Origin of the sequence: Streptomyces sp. NPDC001401 (genome assembly GCF_042895385.1) — a bacterium.
In the GTDB taxonomy this organism is placed as follows: Bacteria; Actinomycetota; Actinomycetes; order Streptomycetales; family Streptomycetaceae; genus Streptomyces.
Window position 1 is genome coordinate 237,908 of record NZ_JBIAWI010000005.1, and the last position, 21,580, is coordinate 259,487.

Annotated in this window: 19 protein-coding genes; 14 read left to right on the forward strand and 5 right to left on the reverse strand. The window is 70.8% G+C overall.

The features are described from left to right. The first annotated feature begins 145 nt into the window (after positions 1-145). From ACFY10_RS19505 to mscL, 6 genes are all read left to right on the forward strand, one after another. Positions 146-1,687 (forward strand): potassium/proton antiporter, encoded by a 1,542-nt coding sequence (locus tag ACFY10_RS19505; protein WP_390666738.1) that lies wholly within the window; start codon positions 146-148, stop codon positions 1,685-1,687. 275 nt (positions 1,688-1,962) lie between these two features. Continuing rightward, the gene (locus ACFY10_RS19510; protein ID WP_390666382.1) at positions 1,963-3,225 is read left to right on the forward strand and encodes an MFS transporter; all 1,263 of its coding nucleotides are present in this window, start codon (positions 1,963-1,965) and stop codon (positions 3,223-3,225) included. Positions 3,226-3,292: 67 nt separating this feature from the next. Then, a complete protein-coding gene (locus tag ACFY10_RS19515) occupies positions 3,293-3,601 on the forward strand; it encodes an FmdB family zinc ribbon protein (RefSeq protein ID WP_390666383.1) in 309 nt (102 codons plus the stop codon). Positions 3,602-3,698: 97 nt separating this feature from the next. After that, on the forward strand, positions 3,699-4,556 hold the full coding sequence (locus tag ACFY10_RS19520; RefSeq protein ID WP_390666384.1) for an S-methyl-5'-thioadenosine phosphorylase: 858 nt from the start codon (positions 3,699-3,701) through the stop codon (positions 4,554-4,556). Between the two features lie 188 nt (positions 4,557-4,744). Continuing rightward, positions 4,745-5,290, forward strand: a complete 546-nt coding sequence (locus ACFY10_RS19525) for a hypothetical protein (protein ID WP_390666385.1) — start codon at positions 4,745-4,747, stop codon at positions 5,288-5,290. Positions 5,291-5,428: 138 nt separating this feature from the next. Then, the gene (gene mscL, locus ACFY10_RS19530; RefSeq protein WP_390666386.1) at positions 5,429-5,887 is read left to right on the forward strand and encodes a large conductance mechanosensitive channel protein MscL; all 459 of its coding nucleotides are present in this window, start codon (positions 5,429-5,431) and stop codon (positions 5,885-5,887) included. Between the two features lie 28 nt (positions 5,888-5,915). Here mscL and ACFY10_RS19535 read toward each other — a convergent pair whose 3' ends face one another. Further along, complete coding sequence (locus tag ACFY10_RS19535) at positions 5,916-6,092, reverse strand: hypothetical protein (RefSeq protein WP_390666387.1); 177 nt, start codon at positions 6,090-6,092, stop codon at positions 5,916-5,918. A gap of 89 nt (positions 6,093-6,181) precedes the next feature. On the opposite strand from ACFY10_RS19535, the gene ACFY10_RS19540 reads away from it, so the two are divergent. The 4 genes from ACFY10_RS19540 to ACFY10_RS19555 all read left to right on the forward strand — a co-directional run bounded on the left by ACFY10_RS19540 (position 6,182) and on the right by ACFY10_RS19555 (position 10,830). Further along, entirely contained in the window at positions 6,182-7,447 is a 1,266-nt protein-coding gene (locus ACFY10_RS19540) for a low temperature requirement protein A (protein WP_390666388.1), read from the forward strand. A 38-nt stretch (positions 7,448-7,485) separates the two neighbouring features. Then, positions 7,486-8,532, forward strand: a complete 1,047-nt coding sequence (locus ACFY10_RS19545; protein WP_390666389.1) for a P1 family peptidase — start codon at positions 7,486-7,488, stop codon at positions 8,530-8,532. A gap of 153 nt (positions 8,533-8,685) precedes the next feature. Beyond that, positions 8,686-9,915: an Ig-like domain-containing protein gene (locus tag ACFY10_RS19550; protein WP_390666390.1), complete on the forward strand. Its 1,230-nt coding sequence runs from the start codon at positions 8,686-8,688 to the stop codon at positions 9,913-9,915. 168 nt (positions 9,916-10,083) lie between these two features. Next, positions 10,084-10,830: a DUF6227 family protein gene (locus ACFY10_RS19555; protein ID WP_390666391.1), complete on the forward strand. Its 747-nt coding sequence runs from the start codon at positions 10,084-10,086 to the stop codon at positions 10,828-10,830. A 15-nt stretch (positions 10,831-10,845) separates the two neighbouring features. Here the strand turns inward: ACFY10_RS19555 and ACFY10_RS19560 are convergent, their stop codons facing one another. The 4 genes from ACFY10_RS19560 to ACFY10_RS19575 form a co-directional block, all read right to left on the reverse strand. Further along, a complete protein-coding gene (locus ACFY10_RS19560; protein ID WP_390666392.1) occupies positions 10,846-11,073 on the reverse strand; it encodes a hypothetical protein in 228 nt (75 codons plus the stop codon). Between the two features lie 137 nt (positions 11,074-11,210). Beyond that, positions 11,211-13,313 carry a fructose-specific PTS transporter subunit EIIC gene (locus tag ACFY10_RS19565; RefSeq protein ID WP_390666393.1) on the reverse strand — a complete coding sequence of 701 codons (2,103 nt, stop codon included), beginning with the start codon at positions 13,311-13,313 and terminating at the stop codon, positions 11,211-11,213. A gap of 364 nt (positions 13,314-13,677) precedes the next feature. Continuing rightward, entirely contained in the window at positions 13,678-14,625 is a 948-nt protein-coding gene (gene pfkB / locus ACFY10_RS19570; RefSeq protein WP_390666394.1) for a 1-phosphofructokinase, read from the reverse strand. Further along, positions 14,622-15,383, reverse strand: a complete 762-nt coding sequence (locus ACFY10_RS19575) for a DeoR/GlpR family DNA-binding transcription regulator (RefSeq protein ID WP_390666395.1) — start codon at positions 15,381-15,383, stop codon at positions 14,622-14,624. The genes pfkB and ACFY10_RS19575 overlap by 4 nt, the downstream gene beginning before the upstream one ends. 201 nt (positions 15,384-15,584) lie before the next feature. On the opposite strand from ACFY10_RS19575, the gene ACFY10_RS19580 reads away from it, so the two are divergent. The 4 genes from ACFY10_RS19580 to ACFY10_RS19595 all read left to right on the forward strand — a co-directional run bounded on the left by ACFY10_RS19580 (position 15,585) and on the right by ACFY10_RS19595 (position 21,552). Then, positions 15,585-16,445: a toll/interleukin-1 receptor domain-containing protein gene (locus ACFY10_RS19580; protein WP_390666396.1), complete on the forward strand. Its 861-nt coding sequence runs from the start codon at positions 15,585-15,587 to the stop codon at positions 16,443-16,445. A 44-nt stretch (positions 16,446-16,489) separates the two neighbouring features. Further along, the gene (gene fxsT / locus ACFY10_RS19585; protein ID WP_390666397.1) at positions 16,490-19,021 is read left to right on the forward strand and encodes an FxSxx-COOH system tetratricopeptide repeat protein; all 2,532 of its coding nucleotides are present in this window, start codon (positions 16,490-16,492) and stop codon (positions 19,019-19,021) included. Positions 19,022-19,162: 141 nt separating this feature from the next. Continuing rightward, a complete protein-coding gene (locus ACFY10_RS19590; protein WP_390666398.1) occupies positions 19,163-20,020 on the forward strand; it encodes a toll/interleukin-1 receptor domain-containing protein in 858 nt (285 codons plus the stop codon). A gap of 11 nt (positions 20,021-20,031) precedes the next feature. Further along, the gene (locus ACFY10_RS19595; protein WP_390666399.1) at positions 20,032-21,552 is read left to right on the forward strand and encodes a hypothetical protein; all 1,521 of its coding nucleotides are present in this window, start codon (positions 20,032-20,034) and stop codon (positions 21,550-21,552) included. The last annotated feature ends 28 nt before the right edge of the window (positions 21,553-21,580 follow it).

The window sequence follows — 21,580 nt, forward strand, 5'->3', positions numbered from 1 at the left end:
CGCGGAGTCGGGAACCGGCGCGGACGGACGTTCGATCTCGCCTCCGCAAGCGTCAAGAAATCGTCAAGAGTTAGGTAAGGTAACGAAGTACTTGGGTGCGAAGTTTCTCGACTTCGTGTCCTATGTACGTGAGCTCCCGCGCGGGATGCGTGTGAGCCAGGGAAGGGAACGGCCGCTGACTGTCCACCATCTCAACCAGCTTCTGCTCGTCTGCTCGCTCGTCCTGCTCGTCGCCGTGGCAGCGGTCCGGATCTCCTCGCGCAGCGGGCTCCCCAGCCTGCTCGTGTACCTGGGGATCGGGGTCCTCATGGGCCAGGACGGGATCGGCAACATCCACTTCAACAATGCCGAGATGACCCAGGTCATCGGGTACGCGGCCCTCGTCGTGATCCTGGCCGAGGGCGGTCTCGGCACGAAGTGGAAGGAGATCGGGCCGGCCCTGCCGGCCGCCTCCGCGCTGGCACTGGGCGGGGTCGCGGTGAGCGTCGGGGTCACGGCATCCGCCGCGCACTTCCTGATCGGGCTGGAATGGCGGCAGGCGCTCATCGTCGGGGCGGTGGTCTCCTCGACGGACGCGGCGGCGGTCTTCTCGGTGCTGCGGAAAATCCCCCTCCCCGCGCGCGTGACGGGCACGCTGGAGGCCGAGTCCGGCTTCAACGACGCCCCGGTCGTCATCCTGGTGGTCGCCTTCTCCACGGCCGGCCCGGTCGACCACTGGTACGTACTGCTGGGCGAGATAGCCCTGGAACTGGCCATCGGCGCGGCCATCGGCCTCGCGGTGGGCTGGCTCGGCTCCTGGGGCCTGCGGCACGTGGCGCTGCCCGCCTCCGGCCTCTACCCGATCGCCGTGATGGCGATCGCCGTCACCGCGTACGCAGGGGGCGCACTGGCGCACGGCAGCGGCTTCCTGGGCGTCTACCTCGCCTCGATGATGATGGGCAACGCGAAACTGCCCCACTGGCCCGCCACCCGCGGCTTCGCCGACGGACTCGGCTGGATCGCCCAGATCGGCATGTTCGTCCTGCTGGGCCTCCTGGTCACCCCCCACGAGCTCGGCGACGACGTGTGGCCCGCCCTCGTCATCGGCCTGGCGCTGACCATGGTGGCCCGCCCGCTGAGCGTGGTGGTGTGCCTGACGCCGTTCCGGGTGCCCTGGCAGGAGCAGACCCTCATGTCCTGGGCCGGGCTGCGCGGCGCGGTCCCCATCATCCTGGCGACGATCCCGATGGTGCAGGGCGTGGACGCCAGCCGCCGCATCTTCAACATCGTCTTCGTCCTGGTCGTCGCCTACACCCTGGTCCAGGGGCCGACCCTGCCCTGGCTCGCCCGCACGCTGCGCCTGGGCCAGGACGCCGAGGCCGCCGACCTCGGCATCGAGTCCGCCCCCCTGGAGCGGCTGCGCGGGCATCTGCTGTCCGTCGCGATCCCCGAGGGGTCGAAGATGCACGGCGTCGAGGTGGCCGAGCTGCGTCTGCCGGCCGGCGCCGCCGTCACCCTGGTCGTACGCGAAGGAAAATCGTTTGTCCCCCTGCCTACGACGGTGCTGCGGCGTGGTGACGAACTGCTCGTCGTCGCCACGGATCCGGTGCGGGACGCGGCGGAGCGGCGGCTGCGCTCGGTCGGCCACGGCGGCAAGCTGGCCGGGTGGCTCGGGACGAACGGGCTGGAAGCGGGCACTGGGCGTTAATGGCGTGTTTCGTACGGTTCACACCCCCGGTAATCGCAGGTGAACGCGCGCATGGTGCTCGTATTCACAGGCACATCGGCCATTGATCCCTGTACGATGAAGGCGCACCCTGATCGAACCAACTCTGCCTGACGCAGTGCTGGCGCGACCGTATGGCGGCCGGAACGTCCTGAGCAGTGGACCGCCGGTATCTACCGCAGTTCCGCGCAAGAGGACAGCTCTCGGCGCCGCCCGCAAAGGGGGCCGCGCTACCAGGCGGCAGAAAGGCACGGGCCGTGGCATCCACGGTCACCTCCCGCCCGGGCTACGGACAGCTGCTGCGCACCCGCGGCGCCTGGACGTTCCTGCTCCCCGGCTTCGCGGCACGCCAGCCGTTCGCGATGCTCACCATCTCCATCGTGCTGCTCGTGCAGCACACCACCGGCTCCTACGGCGCGGCGGGCGCCGCGGCTGCCGCCACCGGCGTCTCCATGGCCCTGTTCGCGCCCTACAGCGGCCGTCTCGCCGACCGCTACGGGCAGCGCGCCGTGCTGATCCCCGGCGTGCTGCTGCACTCCCTGTCCGGCCTGACCCTCACGGCACTCGCACTGGCCCACGCGCCCCTGTGGGCACTGTTCGCGGCGGCGGTGCCGACCGGCGCCTCGGTGCCGCAGGTCGGGCCGATGGTGCGCGCCCGCTGGGGCGTGAAGCTCCAGGGCTCGCCCCTGATGACCACCGCGGCCGCCTTCGAGTCCGTCACCGACGAGCTGACCTTCGTCTTCGGCCCGCTGCTGGCCACCGCCCTGTGCACCGCCGTCACCCCGGCCGCGGGCCTGGTGACCGAGGCCTCGCTGACGCTGGTCGGCGGGCTGCTGTTCGCGGCACAGAAGAGCACGCAGCCCGCGGTGGCCGTCGCCGGGCACGCACGCGTGGAGCACGCTTCCGCTCTTCGCGTCCCTGGCGTGCGCGTCCTGATCGTTGCCTTCCTGGGCATCGGCTCCGTCTTCGGCGGCATGCAGGTCTCGCTGGCCGCGTTCACCGAGTCGATCGGCGAGCCCGGCCTGAACGGCGTCCTCTACGGCGTCTTCGCGGCGGGCAACATGCTCTCCGGCATCGTCTGCGGCGCCGTCGCCTGGAAGGTGGCCCCGCAGCGCCGCCTGGTCGTCGGGTACGGCGCCCTCGCGCTGGCGGCCTCCGGCCTGTGGGCCGCGCACTCGGTGCTCCTGCTGGCCGGTCTCGGCCTCCTCGTCGGCATGTGCATCGCCCCCGCCCTGATCACCGGCTACACCCTGGTCGACAGCCTGGTCCCGGCCGGCGCCCGCACCGAGGCCTTCACCTGGCTGACCGGTGCGGTGGCGCTCGGCCAGGCGGCGGCCGTCACGGTCGCCGGACAGCTGGAGGACCGCTTCTGGGGCGGGGCCGGATTCCTGGTGCCGATGGCCGGTACCGTGCTCGCCCTGACGACCCTCGTGGCCCTTCGGTCACGGCTCGTGGCACGCCCCCGCAGCCTGACCGTCGCACGTGGCGTCGGTCACCGTGTGCCGGTGACGGTGGACTGATCCCCGGGAATACGTCACTATGGACGCTCGTTAGCACTCATTGAGTGAGAGTGCCAGGAGGAAGACAGTGCCCACCTACCAGTACCAGTGCACCGAGTGCGGCGAGGGCCTCGAGGCGGTGCAGAAGTTCACCGACGACGCCCTGACCGAGTGCCCCAACTGCGGTGGCCGCCTGAAGAAGGTGTTCTCCGCGGTCGGCATTGTCTTCAAGGGCTCCGGCTTCTACCGGAACGACAGCCGCGGCTCCTCTTCGAGCAGCTCGCCGGCGTCGTCGTCGAAGTCGTCGACGTCCACCTCGTCGTCGACCCCGTCTTCGGCGTCCTCGGACTCGAAGCCGTCGAGCACCGGCACCTCCAGCAGCAGCTCCGCCGCGTAGCACTCCACACGGGACCCTGCCGTCGTACGACGGCAGGGTCTTCGGTGTTTCCGGAGCCCCTCTCTGGGCGCCGGCGGGGCCGGATACTGTGCTGGCCATGGCGAATGCAGAGATCGGTTCAGACATCGGCGCAGAGATCGGTGTGATCGGCGGCTCCGGCTTCTACTCGTTCCTCGACGACGTGACCGAGGTCCAGGTGGACACCCCCTACGGGCCGCCCAGCGACTCGCTCTTCTTCGGCGAGATCGCCGGCCGGCGGGTCGCCTTCCTGCCCCGCCACGGACGCGGCCACCACCTGCCGCCGCACCGGATCAACTACCGCGCCAACCTGTGGGCGCTGCGGTCCGTCGGCGTACGCCAGGTCCTCGGCCCGTGCGCGGTGGGCGGTCTGCGCCCCGAGTACGGGCCGGGCACGCTGCTCGTGCCGGACCAGCTGGTCGACCGTACGAAGTCCCGGGTGGGGACGTACTTCGACGGGCTGCCGCTGCCCGACGGCAGCATCCCGAACGTGGTGCATGTGTCCCTGGCCGACCCCTACTGCCCCGTCGGGCGCGCGGCCGCCCTGAAGGCCGCGCGCGGCCGGGACTGGGAGCCGGTGGACGGCGGCACGCTGGTCGTGGTCGAGGGGCCGCGCTTCTCGACCCGCGCAGAATCGTTGTGGCATCAGGCGCAGGGCTGGTCGGTGGTCGGCATGACCGGCCATCCCGAGGCGGCTCTCGCCCGTGAACTGGAGCTCTGCTACTCGTCGATGACGCTGGTCACCGACCTCGACGCGGGCGCCGAGACCGGCGAGGGCGTCTCGCACGACGAGGTGCTGCAGGTGTTCGCGGCGAACGTGGACCGGCTGCGGGGCGTGCTGTTCGACGCGGTGGCCGCCCTGCCGGCGAACGAGGACCGGGACTGCCTGTGCACAAAGGCGCTCGGCGGGATGGATCCGGGGTTCGAGCTGCCGTGACGGGGGGCTTCACGGGGCGTCGAGAGGGCGTTGAGGGAGCTTCCGTAGGGCGGAACTGCCCGTTCGGGTGAGGGAGTTGTCCACAACCCGTCGGTAGTCCACCGGCCTCGGCGGAGATCGGCGCAAAGCCTCATCGTGGGCCTGCAAGGCGATTCCTCGCTGACTCCTCGATGCAGGTGGTGACTGGCATGTCCCTCCCTCCCCCGCCCTTCTTCCCCTCCCCTTCCGTCCCGCACCCGCCCGGCACCGACGCCCCCGCCACATGCGAGGTTCCGCACTTCGCTCCCGTGCGGGTGCGCGGCGGGCGCTATCAGCTGCAGCGGCTCGTACGGCACCGGAGGCGAGCCGTCGCCGCAGGCCTCGCCGTGACCGCGGCCGCGCTGGTGGCGGCGGGGCCGCGGGCCACCGACCCGGCGCGTGGGCATCCGGTCGCGGACCCCGTACGAAAGCACCGCGCCGTCGAGATGGTGGCCGCGCCGGTGCGGATCGCCGACGGGGCCACGGTCCGGCTGCTGCGGCCCGGCGACCGGGTGGACGTCGTCGCCGCCCAGCAGACGGCGACGGGCGGCGACGCCCGCGTGGTCGCGCGCGGGGCACGGGTGACCAGGGTGCCGGAGCCCTTGGACGACGGGGCCGGCAGCGGGGCGCTGGTCGTGCTCTCGGTTCCTCGTTCCACCGCGGCGCACCTCGCCGGCGCGAGCGCGACGACGCGGCTGGCGGTGACGGTGTGCTGAACCACGATGTGCGAATCCTGCATGGATTCCCGTCAAGTCCTTCGTTCGAGCCACCCGACCGAGCAGGGCAGTCTCGCGTTGCCGTAGGTTGCGGAACTGTTTGTTCCCCAACCTGTGCGTGCGAGAAGAGGCCCCTAGGTGAGCGAGAAGAAGGAACCGAACATCTTGCAGGGCTTCAAGGCCTTCCTGATGCGCGGGAACGTCGTCGATCTGGCGGTGGCGGTGGTCATCGGCGCCGCGTTCACCAACATTGTGAGCTCGGTGGTGAAGGGGATCATCAATCCTCTGGTCGGGGCAATCGGGACCACGAACCTCGACAACTACAAGTCGTGCCTGAGCGAGTCGTGCCAGGGCAACCAGGGGATCCAGCTCCTGTGGGGCTCGGTCCTCGGCGCCACGCTGACCTTCGTGATCACTGCGGCCGTCGTCTACTTCCTGATGGTGCTGCCGATGTCGAAGTACCTGGCGCGGCAGGAGGCCCGCAGGAAGGCGCGGGAGGGCACGCACGAGGTGATCGAGGTGACCGAGCTGGAGGTGCTCAAGGAGATCCGCGACGCGCTGGTCGCGCAGCGGGGGGCCGGGCACAACGAGCACTAGGACCCGTCCTGGCGGCGGCCCGCGCGGCTCAGAGGTGGTGGGGCGGCTTCTCGTCGAGGAAGCGCTTCAGGTCGGCCGCGCTGTCCGAGCCGGGCCGCTCGCCCCAGCCACGGTCCGTGTCGTCCGAGGACTGCTGGTCCAGCGGGTCCTCGAAGACCAACGCGGGCTTGGGTGTGCGCGGCTCGGGGGCAGGGGCGGAGGTCATGTGTCCAGGGTACGGGGCCGTCGGGCTCCCTCCGCCCGGGCACATCCCCGCCCGAGAATTTCTGCCGCTCATCTGGTGTGCTGGAACGCATGACGAGCAGTTCGACTTCGCCACCGGCATCCTCCGGCTCACACGCAGGCCACAGACCACTGCGCAGGCTCACGGCTCGCGGCCGCGACGAGGCGCACCGCGTCGCCTCGCCCCTCGAGCTCTTCTTCGACCTGTGCTTCGTCGTGGCCATCGCCCAGGCGGGCGTCCAACTGGTGCACGCCGTGGTCGAGGGACATGCGGGCGAAGGGATCCTCAACTACGCGATGATCTTCTTCGCCATCTGGTGGGCGTGGATGAACTTCACGTGGTTCGCCTCGGCGTACGACAACGACGACGCGCTCTACCGGGTAGTCACGCTGGTCCAGATCGCCGGAGTACTCGTCCTGGCGGCCGGGGTCTCGCGGGCGTTCGTGGAGCACGAGTTCCTGGTCGTCTGGCTGGGCTACGTGATCATGCGGCTCGCCATGACGGCGCAGTGGCTGCGGGTTGCGCGGTCGACCGAGGGCGCGGAGCGGACGATGGCGCTGCGGTACGCAGGCGGCGTGCTGCTGTGCCAGATCGGCTGGCTGGGGCTGCTGGTCCTGCCGGAGGGCGGCCGGCCGTGGGTCTTTCTGGTGATGGCGCTTGTGGAGCTGGGCGTGCCGCTGTACGCGGAGAAGGCCCATCCCACGTCCTGGCACCCGCACCACATCGCCGAACGCTACGGCCTGTTCACGATCATCGTGCTCGGCGAGACCATCGCGGCGGCCACCGTCGCCGTGAAGTCGGGCGTGGACGAGAACGACGCCCTGGGCACCCTGCTGCCGGTCGCCGCGGGTGGACTGTTGATCATCTTCGCCGCCTGGTGGATCTACTTCGTGGTGCCGATCCACGGTCACCTCCGCTCCAACCGGCAGTCCTTCCTCTGGGGCTACGGCCACTACCTGATCTTCGCGTCGGCGGCCGCGATCGGTGCGGGCCTGGAGGTGGCGGTGGAGCAGGCGGTCGGCAAGGCGCACATCTCCACGCTGGCCGCGTCGGCCGCGGTGACCCTGCCGACGGCGCTGTATCTGCTCACCGTCTGGGTGCTGCACTCCCGCTTCTACAAGGTGGGCATCGCCCAGCAACTGGTGCTGCCGACCACGGCGCTGCTGGTGATCGTCTGTACCTTCCTGGGTGACTGGGCGGTGTTCGCGGCGGGCCTGGTGTCGGCGCTGGCGGTGGTGACCGGGGTGACGCTGACGGCGCGCATGGTGGCCAGGGAGCGCGGCGCGAGCGGGGCCGACGGGTCGAGCGGGGATCGTGCTTCGGCTCCCGTCGCGTAACGAGGTCCTCCACACCCGGGCCGGGCGAGACTGAGCCCATGACACCCAGGACACCCAGGACAGTTGACGCTTTGACGGACGTCACCGGGGTGCGGGTGGGCCACGCGACGCGCATCGGCGACGGTTGGCTCACCGGCACCACGATCGTCCTCGCCCCGGAGGGCGGCGCCGTCGCCGCCGTGGATGTCCGCGGCGGCGGGCCCGGCACCAAGGAGACCGACGCCCTCGACCCACGCAACGTGGTGCAGAAGGTCGACGCGATCGTGCTGACCGGCGGCAGCGCCTACGGGCTCGACGCGGCGTCCGGAGTGATGGCCTGGCTGGAGGAGCAGGGCCGGGGCGTGCGGGTCGGGGCGGACCCGGCGCATGTCGTACCGGTGGTGCCCGCCGCCTGCGTCTTCGACCTGGGGCGCGGAGGGAGGTTCTCCGCCCGGCCCGACGCGGCCACCGGCCGGGCCGCGGTCGAGGCAGCGGCGGCGAGCGCGGCCGGGGAACCCGTGCAGGAAGGGTGCGTGGGCGCCGGTACGGGGGCAGCCGTGGGGCCGATGAAAGGCGGGGTCGGCACGGCGAGCACCCTTCTCGACTCGGGGGTCACGGTGGCCGCGTTGGTGGTCGCCAACGCGGCGGGGTCGGCGATGGATCCGGAAACGGGCGTCCTGTACGGGGAGTTGTTCCAGGGGCGGGTGAACTACCCGGAGCCGCAGGTCCACGAGGCCGCGCGCGGCCGCCTCGCCGAGAGCGCAGCGAAGAACGCACTCCCGCCGCTGAACACCACGCTCGCCGTGGTCGCCACCGACGCGGACCTGTCGAAAGCACAGGCGCAGAAGCTGGCCGGCACGGCGCACGACGGCATCGCACGCGCCGTGCGGCCGGTGCACCTGCTCAACGACGGGGACACGGTGTTCGCGCTGGCGACAGGGGCGCGCTCGCTCGACGCCGGGCACCCCCTGGCGCTGAACGAGATCCTCGCGGCGGGCGCGGATGTGGTGACCCGCGCGATCGTACGAGCCGTGCGGGCCGCGGAGTCGGTGGACGGGCCGGGCGGGGCCTGGCCGTCGTACGGGGAGCTGTACGGCGGGAGTTGAGAGCCCCGGGGTGTGGGCTGCGCCCCACAATTGTCCGGGTTTTGTCACGTGATCGCGTTCTCCGGGAACGGCGGGAACCTCACACGCCACTCGTTCCCTCTTTCCCCACGCACTGGAACGGATCACGCACATCACACGAACCTGGAGCAGCCCGTGACAACGCCGGACATTGCAGCGCGGCGCGTACTGGGGGCCTGTGCCGCCCTGATGGTCGGCGCCCTGACCCTGACCGCCTGTGGTGGCAACGCCAACGCCGACGCCAACTCCTCCGGCGACGGCAAGGGCGGCAAGGGCTCGGCCAAGACATCCACAGCGAAGATCGTCATCTCGGCGAAGGACGGCTCGACCGCCGCGTCGATCAACACGACCGGCGTGAAGGTCAGCAACGGCAGGCTGACCGACGTGAAGATGACCGTGGCCGGCACGGGACAGGCGGTTGCGGGGGCGATATCCGCGGACGGCGGCGTCTGGAAGCCCAAGGAGCAGCTGGAGCGCGGGACGAAGTACCAGATCTCGGCCACCGCGAAGGACGGGAACGGCCGTACGGCGGCGGCCAACTCCATCTTCACCACGGTCACTTCGGCGAACAGCTTCATCGGGACGTACACGCCGGACGACGGGACGACGGTCGGCGTCGGAATGCCGGTGTCGTTCAACTTCAACAAGGTGATCAGCGACAAGAAGGCCGTGCAGTCGCACATCACGGTCGCGTCGAGCAGCGGTCAGAAGGTTGTGGGGCACTGGTTCGGGGCGCAGCGGCTCGACTTCCGGCCCGAGGAGTACTGGAAGGCCGGCTCCAAGGTAACGATGAAGATCGACCTGGACGGTGTCCAGGGCGCGAACGGCGTCTACGGGGTGCAGAAGAAGACCGTCACCTTCACCATCGGGCGCTCGCAGGTCTCCACGGTGGACGTGAACACGCAGACCATGACGGTCGTGCGGGACGGCGAGACCCTCAAGTCGGTGCCGATCTCGTCGGGCAGCCCGGAGCACACGACGTACAACGGGCAGATGGTGATCTCCGAGAAGTTCGTGCAGACGCGGATGAACAGCCAGACCGTGGGCCTGGGCGGCGAGTACGACATCCCGGACGTGCCGCACGCGATGCGTCTGACCTCGTCCGGCACCTTCCTCCACGGCAACTACTGGTACAACAAGGGCAATCCGCCCTTCGGCCGCCAGGGCACCAGCCATGGCTGTGTCGGGCTCGCGGACGTGCAGGGCGCGCAGGGCGCCACGAACGCCAAGTGGTTCTACGACAACTCGCTCATCGGCGACGTCGTGATCGTCAAGAACTCCCCCGACAAGACGGTCTCCCCCGACAACGGGCTCAACGGCTGGAACATGTCGTGGGGCGAGTGGACGGCGGGAAGCGCCGCGTAATCGCCGTCTGAGCAGCCGGTTCTGACAGATCGTCGGGCCGTGTGGGAACTTCTCACACGGCCCGCGCGTTTTCTGTGCGTACGTTTTCTCGGTTCCCGGACATGATGTCCGACCGAGGGGCTACGGTATGCACCCACAAGGTGACATGCAGCAACGCCGGGAGAAACCTTGAGCGTTCCGTACGAGACGGCAGCGTACGAACCAGCCGAGTCGCCCGAGTCTCCGGAGGAGCATCTCGAGCGGCTCCTCGGCCGTGCCCTGAACTCCTTCGAGCTGCCGGACGAGACGATACGGCGGCTCGACTGCGCGCTGGCGCACGACAGTTCGCTGCACTCCGCGCACCACAGCGCGGGCCTGCACCGCGAGACGTACCGGCACACCTGGCTGCTCGTCGACGGCTCGGCGCTGACCTTGTGGGAGCTCGTGCACAACACCGCACCGGGCAGCGCCGCGCAGCACGAGGTGTATGTCGACGAGGAGGAGCTGCGTGCGGCCACCGCGCGGCTGCCGCTGCCGCCGGACGCGCCGGACTTCGAGCTGCCGGTGACGGTGCAGCTGTCACCGATCCCGGCGCCGCGGCACGCGTATGTGCCGGACGACTCCGCGGATCACGCGCGCCGGCTGCTGCGCCGCGCGGAGAACCCGGACCCGCCGGGCGCGGAGACGGCCGCGCTGCTCGCCACGGCGTTCGCGCACCAGATCACGCAGGCCTTCGGGCGCCCGTGCCGCGCGGGGCGCGCCGGGCTCGGCTTCTCGCTCTACGAGCACGCGTTCCTGCTGCGTGACGGCGAGGAGGTCTCCCTCTGGGAGGTCGAGCACACGGCGACGCCCGACGGTCGGCACATGTGCGAGGTGTACGTCAGCGAGGACGCGGCCCGGGATGCGATGGAGCGGCGGGCGGCACAGGTCTCCTGAACGACCGGTCGGCGGTCAGCGGCCGTCGCTGAGCTGTCGTACCAGCCCTGCGAATGCGTCCCGCTCCGCCGGGGTCAGTTCGACGGACTCCCGATGGGGAGGGGCCTGCCGCTGGTGCGGGAGGGCGTGCAGGGGGCGGCCGCGACGTACCAGGCCGACCAGGCCGAGCACCGAGACGACGGCCGCCAGGGCGAGGACGACCACGCCCAGTGACTGGAGTATCGAGATGTGCTCATCGGGCATGCGCCCCAGTAGACACCACGGTCCGGGACTTTGGTCCCGGACCGTGACGTATCTCGCAGGCTTCGCAGGTGCGGCACATGCCCCTCAGGTGGGCTGATCAGCGCACAGCGCACCAAAGGGACATGGCCGCCCGGGGGTCAGGCCGCCACCGGCTGCTTCGCCTCGGCCGTCGCCGTCGCCATGTCGTCCTTCGTGCCGGGGCTCACGGTCCCCGGTGCCGGCTTGCGCATGCCCTTCAGGACGACCACCAGCGTGGTCGTGACACACACGCCGACCGCGATGGCGATCAGGTAGAGGAAGGCGTTGCCGATCAGCGGGACCACGAAGATGCCGCCGTGCGGGGCTCGCAGGGTGGCGCCGAAGGCCATCGACAGGGAGCCGGTGATCGCGCCGCCCACCATCGAGGAGGGGATGACGCGCAGCGGGTCGGCCGCGGCGAACGGGATGGCGCCCTCGGAGATGAAGGAGGCGCCCAGGACCCAGGCGGCCTTGCCGTTCTCGCGCTCGGTCTCGGTGAAGAGCTTGCCGCGGACCGTGGTGGCCAGCGCCATCGCGAGCGGCGGGACCATGCCGGCGGCCATGACCGCGGCCATGATCTTCATCGCGGAGTCGCTCGGGCTGGAGACCGCGATCCCGGCCGTGGCGAAGGTGTACGCGACCTTGTTGACCGGGCCGCCGAGGTCGAAGCACATCATCAGGCCGAGCAGGGCACCGAGCAGGAGGGCGTTGGAGCCGGAGAGGCCGTTCAGCCAGTCGGTCATGCCCTTCTGGGCGGAGGCGATGGGCTTGCCGACCACGACGAACATCAGGAATCCGACGATCGCCGAGGAGATCAGCGGGATCACCACCACCGGCATGATGCCGCGCAGCACCGGCGGGATGTTGATCTTCTGGATCGCCATCACCACACCACCGGCGAGCAGACCGGCGACCAGGCCGCCGAGGAAGCCCGCGCTGATCGTGGACGCGATCATGCCGCCGACGAAGCCGGGGACCAGACCGGGCCGGTCCGCCATGCCGTATGCGATGTAGCCCGCCAGGACCGGCACCAGGAAGCCGAAGGCCACGGCGCCGATCTGGAACATCAGGGCGGCCCAGCTGTCGGTCTGCGTCCACACGAAGTGGTCCATCACCGAGGGCGCCGACTTGATCTTGTAGCCGCCGATCGCGAACCCGAGGGCGATCAGCAGACCGCCCGCCGCGACGAACGGAACCATGTAACTCACGCCGGACATCAGCCACTTGCGCAGCTTGGTGCCGTAACCCTCGCCGGCTTCTCCGGCGCGCTCCACCGGCGTACCGGCGCCCGAAGGGGCGCCCGCGGTCACCTCACCGCGCTCGGCCTTGCCGCGCACCTCGGAGATCAGCTCGCCGGGCCGGTTGATGCCCGCCTTCACACCGACGTCGACGGTCGGCTTGCCGGCGAAGCGTTCCTTCTCCCGTACGGGGACGTCGTGCGCGAAGATCACACCGTCCGCCGCGGCGATGACGGCCGGGTCGAGCCGGGTGAAGCCCGCCGAGCCCTGTGGCTCGACGACGACCTCGATACCCGCCTCGCGGCCCGCGTTCTCCAGCGACTCGGCCGCCATGTACGTGTGGGCGATGCCGGTCGGGCAGGAGGTGACGGCGACGATACGGAAGGGGCGCCCGTCCGGCTCGTCGGCGGCGGGGGCGCCCGACGCCGGGGCGGACGCGTCCTCGACGCTCGCACCCGGCGCCGGGGCCGTTTTGCCCGCTGCAGCGTCGGCGGAGGCCGCCCCCGACGCCGCAGCGGAGTCTTCGGAACCGGCCGCTGCCGGCTTGTCCCCGCGGATCAGGGCGGCCGCGGCCGCCGCGTCGCCCACCGACCGCAGTGCGTCGGTGAACTCGGCGTTCATGAGCTGCCGGGCCAGCGACGACAGGATCGTCAGATGGGCGTCGTCGGCGCCGGCGGGCGCCGCGATCAGGAAGATCAGGTCGGCGGGGCCGTCCGCCGCGCCGAAGTCGATACCGGCAGCGCTGCGCCCGAAGCCCAGCGTCGGCTCGGTGACGTGCTCGCTGCGGCAGTGCGGGATGCCGATGCCGCCGTCGAGGCCGGTGGGCATCTGTGCTTCGCGCGCGGCCACGTCGGCGAGGAAGCCGTCCAGGTCGGTCACCCGGCCCAGGGCCACCATGCGCTCGGCGAGGGCACGCGCCGCCGCTTCCTTCGTATCGGCGGACAGGTCGAGGTCGACCAGGTCCGCGGTGATCATGTCGCTCATCGCGGGCTCCTTCGCACGCGTATCGCCCGGGGAGTGGGGTGGGCGGGGGTGGGGACGGGGGTGGGGTGGGGGGTGAGATCGGTGGGGGCGGAGGCGGGGCCGGGGAAACCCCGCCTCCGGGGGGCGACAGGGCGGCTCAGGTGGCCCTGCCTCCCGTCGGCCGCGGCGAGTAACGGGGAGCCTCGCCGCATTGGCACCGCGCTGGCTGTGCCGATCTGCAGGGCCGCCGCGGGGCCGTGTGCCGTCGGCCGTCTGCGGCCTAGTCGTGGCTGGTCGCGCAGTTCCCCGCGCCCCTTCAGGGCGCTGTCGTACCGCAGCGGATTTCGCCGCACCCCGGGGGCCGGTCCACTCAGCGCCAGGTACGTCATGACACCGGCTCCTTGAGTACGCGATCCACCGGCACGTCGGACGTCACCGTCACCGCCGCCGGGTCCAGGTCGCGTGGGGTCGGCATCACGCTGCCGGGCAGCTGGACGGCCGCGGCGCCGTGGGCGACGGCGGAGGCGAGCGCCTCCGGGCCGCTGCCGCCCGCGATCAGGAAGCCTGCCAACGACGAATCGCCGGCGCCCACATTGCTGCGTACGGCGTCCACGCGCGCGCTGCCGAACCAGACGCCCGAGGCGTCCACGAGCAGCTGCCCGTCGGCGCCCAGGCTTGCCAGGACGGCGCGCGCGCCCATCTCGCGCAGTTCCTCGGCCGCCTTCACGGCGTCGCCCACGGTGACCAGGGGGCGTCCGACGGCCTCCGCGAGTTCCTCGGCGTTCGGCTTCACCACGTCGGGCCGCTCGCGCAGCGCCGCCAGCAGAGCGGGCCCGGAGGTGTCCAGCGCGATCCGCGCGCCCCCGGCGTGCACCCGGGCGACGACATCGGCGTACCAGGCCGGGGCGAGCCCCCGCGGCAGGCTCCCGCAGCAGGCGATCCAGTCCGCGTCGGGCGACTGCCGGTGCACCGTGTTCAGCAGCAGCTCCTGCTCCTGGGCCGACAGCTCCGGCCCGGGCGCGTTGATCTTCGTGAGCACCCCGTCCGCCTCCGCGAGCGCGATGTTCGAGCGGGTGGCTCCGGCGACCGGCACCGGCGCGACCTCGATGCCCTGCGCATCCAGCAGATCGGCGACGAGCGCGCCCGGCGCACCGCCCAGGGGCAGCACCGCGACCGTGCGCTGCCCGGCGGCAGCGACCGCGCGCGAGACGTTCACACCCTTGCCGCCCGGGTCCATGCGCTCGCCGGTGGCGCGGATGACCTCGCCACGGTCGAGCGAGGGGACCTCGTACGTACGGTCCAGGGACGGGTTCGGGGTGACGGTGAGGATCATGCGCGTACTACTTCCGTGCCGCCGCGCTGGATGGCGGTGGCGTCTTCCGGGCTCAGCCCGCTGTCGGTGATCAGCAGGTCCACGTCGCTCAGGTCGCCGAAGCGGGCGAAGTGCTCCTGGCCGTGCTTGGACGCGTCGGCGAGCAGCACCACGCGGCGGGCCGCGGCGATCGCCGCGCGCTTCACCGCGGCCTCGGCGAGGTCGGGGGTGGTCAGGCCATGGTCGGCAGAAAAGCCGTTGGCCGCCACAAAAAGTACATCAGCCCGGATTTCGCTGTACGCCCGCAGCGCCCAGGCGTCCACAGCGGCGCGCGTACGGTTCCGTACCCGCCCCCCGACGAGGTGGAGCTGGATGCCGGGGTGGTCCGCGAGGCGGGCCGCGATCGGCAGGCTGTGCGTGACGACGGTGAGCGACGCCTCCAGCGGCAGCGCGGCGGCCAGCCTCGCCACCGTCGTACCGGCGTCGAGGATCACGGTGCCGTCGCTCGGCAGTTCCGTCAGGGCCGCCTTGGCGATGCGGTCCTTCTCGTCCGCCGAGGTGCCCTCGCGCTCGGCGAGGTCCGGCTCGAAGTCGAGCCGCCCGGCCGGTATGGCACCGCCGTGCACCCGCCGGACGAGCCCCGCGCGGTCGAGGGCCTTCAGGTCCCGGCGGATCGTCTCCGCCGTCACCTGGAACTCCTCGGCCAGCGACACCACGTCCACCCGCCCGCCGTCACGGGCAAGCCGGAGGATCTCCTGCTGCCGCTCCGGTGCGTACATGTCCGTTCGCCTCCGACCTGTGCCCGAACTTGTGGTTTCGCTGGGAGGCTACGCCCGGATTTCTGGAAAGTAAACAGGTTCGGGCATCACCCGGACACAATCGGGCTTCGCCGCAGCTCGCAGGAGCGGATCGCGAAGGCGCTGACCTACGGTCACCTGCCCCCTACTCTGAGGTGGAGGACAACCACTTCGGGGGGCGTTGTGGACCGCAGCGACGACCGCCTCCGCGACCGTCCGGAGCACGACTGGCAGACGGACATCGTGGAGGCTCTGCTCCACACCGGCACGTTCGGCGACCGGCACGCGCGAGCGCTGCTCATCTGGCTGACCGACGCCGCGCTGGCCCAGCCCTTGCCTGCCCAGGATCCGGCAGACCGGGTCACAGCCGTGCTGCTGGGCGTCAAGCTGGTGCGCCACTGCGATCGCGTCCCCGGCGGCCTGCACGCGCTCGCCACAGCGTTACGGCTGCTCGAACCCGACAGCAAGATCGCACAGCGGGTGGCGGAACTGGCCGAGGAACGCGAGGCCGCCCGCCACTCCGGCAGCGCCCCGAAGCCCCTTCCCGCACGCTCACCGGCTGACGCGGATCCGTCCTCGGCTTCCGATCCAGCCCTGGACGGACGTAAGGACTTCTTCGTCTCCTACACCTCCTCCGATCTGCGCTGGGCGGTATGGATCGCCTGGGAGCTGGAGACGGCCGGCTTCAGCGTGTTGCTGCAGGAATGGGACTTCGTGCCCGGCAGCAACTGGCAGCTCGGCATGGAGAGGGGGGTGTCCGAGTGCGAGCGTGTGGTGGCCGTGGTGTCTCAGACCTACCTCGAATCGGTCTATGGACGCCTCGAGTGGCAAACGGCCCAGGGCACCGATCCGACGGGCTTCGCCCGCAGACTCGTGCCGGTCAGGATCGCTCCCTGCCGGCCGAACGGGCTGTTGGGGACGCTGGTCTCCATCGACCTGGTGGGCCTGAGAGTCGAAGAGGCACGGACGCGGCTGCTGAACGGGATGCGAGGGGCGCTCGGGGGGCGGTCCAAGCCGACGGATCCACCCGGGTTTCCGGGCTGATCCCGCAACCGTACGACGGAGCATGGCGAGAGGAGAGGCTCGTAATGCCGCAGAAGGACGAGCAGCGCGCGGGCGCCGCAAGCATCCGGACCGCCCCCGCCGTCTGGGGGAACGTCCCGCCCCGCAACCCGAACTTCACCGGCCGCGAGGACCTCCTGCGGCAACTGCACGAGCGCCTGCTGCGGGACAAGGGGGCCGCACTCGTCCCGCAGGCGCTGCACGGCATGGGCGGGATCGGCAAGACATCGCTGGCCCTGCAGTACGTGTACGAGAGGATGAGCGAGTACGACGTCGTGTGGTGGGTCTCCGCCGAGCGCACCGCCCAGATCTCCCTCTCCCTGGCCGAACTCGCCCCGCACCTCGGACGGCAGCAGGGTGCGGACGCGTCCACCACGGTCGTGGACGTCCTGCGATCGCTGCGCACCGGCGTCCCGTACGCGAACTGGCTTCTGGTCTACGACAACGCCGAAAGCCCGGAGGCGATACGGCAGTTCCTCCCGTCCGGCGGCCCGGGGACCGTTCTCATCACTTCCCGCAATCCTCAGTGGGCCGGTATCGCGCGGACCCTGGAGATCGATGTCTTCCGGCGCGAGGAGAGCAAGCTCCTGCTGAGCGCACGCAGTGCGGAGATCGGCGACGAGGATGCCGACCGGCTCGCGGACGCGCTCGGCGACCTGCCGCTGGCCATCGAGCAGGCAGCCGCCTGGCACGCAGAGACCGGTATGCCGGTCGAGGAGTACCTCCAACTCCTCGACGAGCAACGGGTGGAGCTGCTGCGGGACACCGCGTCGCCGCAGGCCCAGCACTCGGCGATTGCCGCGTGGAACATCTCGCTGGACCAGCTGGAGACGACCGCCCCGGCGGCCTACCAGTTGTTGCAGATCTGCTCGTTCTACGCCCCCGAGCCGATCCCGCGCAGACTGTTCGTCAGGCCGCGCGGTTCACTCTCGCCGGAACTCGACGCGACGCTGCAGGACCCGATCCGGCTCGGGCAGGCGTTCCGGGACATCGGGCGCTACTCGCTGGCCCGCTTCGACCACCGCAGCAGTTCACTGGTGATGCACCGCCTGGTCCGGGCCGCCGTGGCGTCCCGGATGACCGACGATCAGCGGGCCACCGTGCAGCGCAGCGCCCATCTACTGCTGGCGGCGATGGATCCCAACGACCCGAACAACATCGTGCATTGGGAGCGGTACGGGATGCTCCACCCGCACGTGGCCGTCTCCGACGCGGTCCGGTCGGACGAGAGCCGGGTGCGCAGCCTCGTGGTGAACGTCGTCATCTATCTGCTGCGGTGGGGCGACTACGAGTCCGGCCTCGACCTCGCCCACACCGCGCACGAGAGCTGGTCCCAGGCTCTGGGCGAAGACCATCCGCAGACCTTGCAGATCTCCCGCTGGCTCGGGTTCCTGCTGTTCACCATGGGCAGGTACGCCGAGGCCGCCGAGCTCAACTCGGCCGTTCTGGAGGCTCATCGGCGTTCGATCGGGCCGGAGGCGCAGGACACCATCGACGCGCTCGGCAACGTCGCACTCGATCACCGGGTGCGGGGGGCGTTCGCCGAGGCGCTCGTGCTGTCCGAGTCGGTCCACCAGCAGTACCTGCGCCTCCTCGGCCCCGACGACCCCGAAACCCTGCGCGCCGCCCACAACCTCGGCGTCAGCCTGCGCCTGGTCGGCGACTTCGCCCGCGCCCGCGACCTCGACCAGCAGACCTGGAGCGGCTACACCGAGATCTACGGTCAGGATCACATCGACCCCCTGCGCACCTGGCTGGGCTACATCCACGACATCCGGGAACTCGGCCAGTACAGCGCGGCACTCGTCCACCTCCGTGACACCAGCGCGCGCGCCGACACGCTGCTGCGCAGCGATCACCCCATGAGGCTCTCCGTGCTCCGCTACCTCGCTGTCACCCTCCGCAAGGCCGGCGAACCCGACGAAGCCCTGCACACCGCGGAGCGGGCCCGCACCGCCCTCATCCGCCGCTACGGCGACCACAACCCCGAATCCATGGCCGCCACCCTGGAGTTGTGCACCCAATGGCGGGATCGCGGAGACACAGAGGAGGCGCGCACGCTCGGAACCGAAGCCTGGCACCGCTACGAGCAGACCTACGGGCGCCACCACCCGCACACGCTCTCCGCCGCCGCCAACCTGGCCATCACCCACCGTCTGCTGGGCAACGCCCCCGCCGCACAACACATCAACGAGCTTGTGCTGAAGGAGTTCACAGCCGGCCTCGGTGAGAACCACCCCTCCACCCTGGCCTGCCGCACCAACCTCGCCGGCGACCACTACGTCCTGGGCGACGCCGCCACTGCCCTGGACCTCGACACCGAAACCCTCCACCGCTCCCGGGCCCTCTTCGACGAGGACCACCCCTTCACCCTGGCCTGCGCCGCCAACCTGGCCATGGGCCTACGCGCCCTGGGCCGCGTCGAAGAAGCGGACACCCTGCACACACGCACTCTCGACCGCCTCGGACACCGTCTGGGCAGCCACCACCCCACGGTCACACGCGTGGCCGGCCGGTCGCACCGCACCGACTGCGACATCGACCCCATGCCGCTGTGATCCCGGCCTCCGTGACCGCATACGTCGCCTCTCCCCACCACAACACAACAACGTGAACGAAGTCCTGACGGAGCGTCACTGCGTTCGTATCCTGGGAGCGGGACACAGCTTTGCGGGGGCGTTGTGGACGCGGGGGGTGTTGTGGACAGGTACGACACGAGCGGTCTCGCCCGGCCGGACCAGGAGTGGCAGCAAGAGGTGCACCAGGCGCTGCTGGACTCTCCGACGCTGGCCGACCGGTATGCGCGTGGCCTGCTGACCGAACTGGTCGGGGACATGCTCGGGCGCCACATCTCGCTGCGGGAGCAGGCGACCCCTGCGTTGCAGCTGCTCGAGCTGGTGCGGTTCTGCGTGCGCGAGGAGGGCGGGCTGCCCGCGCTGGCGTACGCGGTGTCGGCGCTCGAGGGGCACAGCCGGACCTCGGACCGGGTCAGCGAGCTGGTGCGAGAGCACATCACGGCGGCCCACGTACCCGAGAAGCCGCAGGAAGCGCCGCGGCAGGCAGCGCGAGAAGCATCGCAGCCGCCGGCTCCGGCGGACCTCCAACTCCCCGACCGCACCCTGGACTTCTTCGTCTCCTACACCGGCGCCGACCGCGCATGGGCCGCCTGGATCGCCTGGGAGCTGGAGGCGGCAGGCTACGGCGTGCTGGTGCAGGAGTGGGACTTCGTGCCCGGCAGCAACTGGCCGGTCGGCATGGAGAGGGGAGTGACCGAGTGCGAACGAACCGTCGCCGTGCTGTCCCCGGCCTATCTGACGTCCGTCTACGGCCGCCAGGAGTGGCAGGCCGTGCAGGCGGCGGACCCCGTGGGGCTGGCCCGCAAGCTGCTGCCGGTGCGGGTGGCGCCGTGCCGTCCGAACGGGCTGCTGTCCTCGTTGGTCTACCTCGACCTGGTCGATCTGCCCAAGGAGGACGCCCGCCGGCGGCTGCTCGACGGCGTGGCCGCCGCCCGCACCGGCCGTTCCAAGCCCGCCCTGCCCCCGCGGTTCCCCGGCTGAGTGGGGCGGCGTTGACCACAGAGAGCGGCGGGCGCCGCGATCTCTCGGCGTTACGGATACGGCAGCGGATCGGCGAGGAGACGCTGGCTGCGCTGCTCGCGGTCCCCGCACTCGACGACCGGTATGCCCGGGCGCTGCTGATCGACCTGGTCGGCGAGGCCCTGGGCCACCGCGCAGAACTGCGTGAACAGGCCACCCAGCGCCTGCAGTTGGTGGAGCTGTTCCGGTTCTGCACCCGCCATCCGGGCGGCCTCGCGGCGCTCGCCCGCCAGTTGCCGATGCTGGAGACCAATTGCCCGCAGACACCGCTCGTGCAGCGCCTCGCCGACGAGTGGACGGCCGTCGACTCACTCGCCGGACTGCCCGAGGTGACCGACTCCTGGGACTTCCTCACCGACACGCTGCGGACACTGTCGATGACGCACCCGATGCGGACCGCACTGGTTCGGACGGCCACCGACGCGCGCGTCACCACACCGCCGCCGTACTCCGAGAACCCCTGGGACGACTTCCTGCACATGGCCGGGCAGGGCGCGTCCCGCGACGGGCTGCCGCCGTGGATGGTCTATCTCGACCGCAGCACCGACTGCATGGAGCACCGCGTCGCCTACGAGGTGCTCGCCCGCAACCGGCAGTGGGCCCTGCGCTGCGGGCTGGCGGAGCTGCTGGACCGGGACCGCAGGGACCGGGTGAGCGCGCCGACAGCACCGGTCCGGCGGCATCAGGAGTACCTGGCGATACACATCACGCCCGATCCACTGGACAGCGCGCGCTACACCGTCTCGCACTCCTTCATGTCCCTTGCCCAGGGCCCGTACTGGGAGCAGGGCGACGCGCTGCCGCAGGTCCCGAGGGACGGTCTGCAGCAGGTGGTGAGCCGGATCGTGCGGAAGGTCGAGGGGGCCGCCGGTGACCGGACCGCGCATCTGTGGCTGGAGTTCGTGCTCCCCTTCGAGCTGCTCAACCTGCCCGTCGACTGGTGGCCCCGGGACACCGGTGAGGTACCGCACGTGCCGCTCGCCGTGGACTATCCCGTGGTCATCCGCAGCCTGGACCGGTTGCAGAACAGGCGCTGGCACCGTTTCTGGCGCCACCGCTGGCTGCAACTGTCGATCGGCGAGCAGCCGTGGCAGTCGGTGTACGTCAACGTGGCCCGCCACAACGGCGACCATCTGCTCGGTCTGGAGGCCCGCCTCGGGGACGACGAGCATGTCGTGGCGGCCGTTCTGAGCGAACCTCCGCTGCCCGACCAGGGCCACGGCCGCAAGGAGCTGGAGGCCGCACTGCGCAGCGGACTGCCTGTGGTGATCTGGCATCGCGCAGGCCGCTGCACCGAGGAGTTCCTGGACATGGTGAACGGGCTGCTCGCCGAGGGCTGGCAACGCTTTCCCGCCAACGTCGCCGCGTACCGCCGCAAGGCGGCGATCCAGGACGCCGCCGGCCAGGACGTACGGCATCTCGGCCGCCATCTCACCCTTCTGTGGGACGACCCGGATCGCAAGCCCGTCGTACCGGAGACGCAGGGGCCATGACTGGTCGGGAAGGGCCAGGAATCGGAGG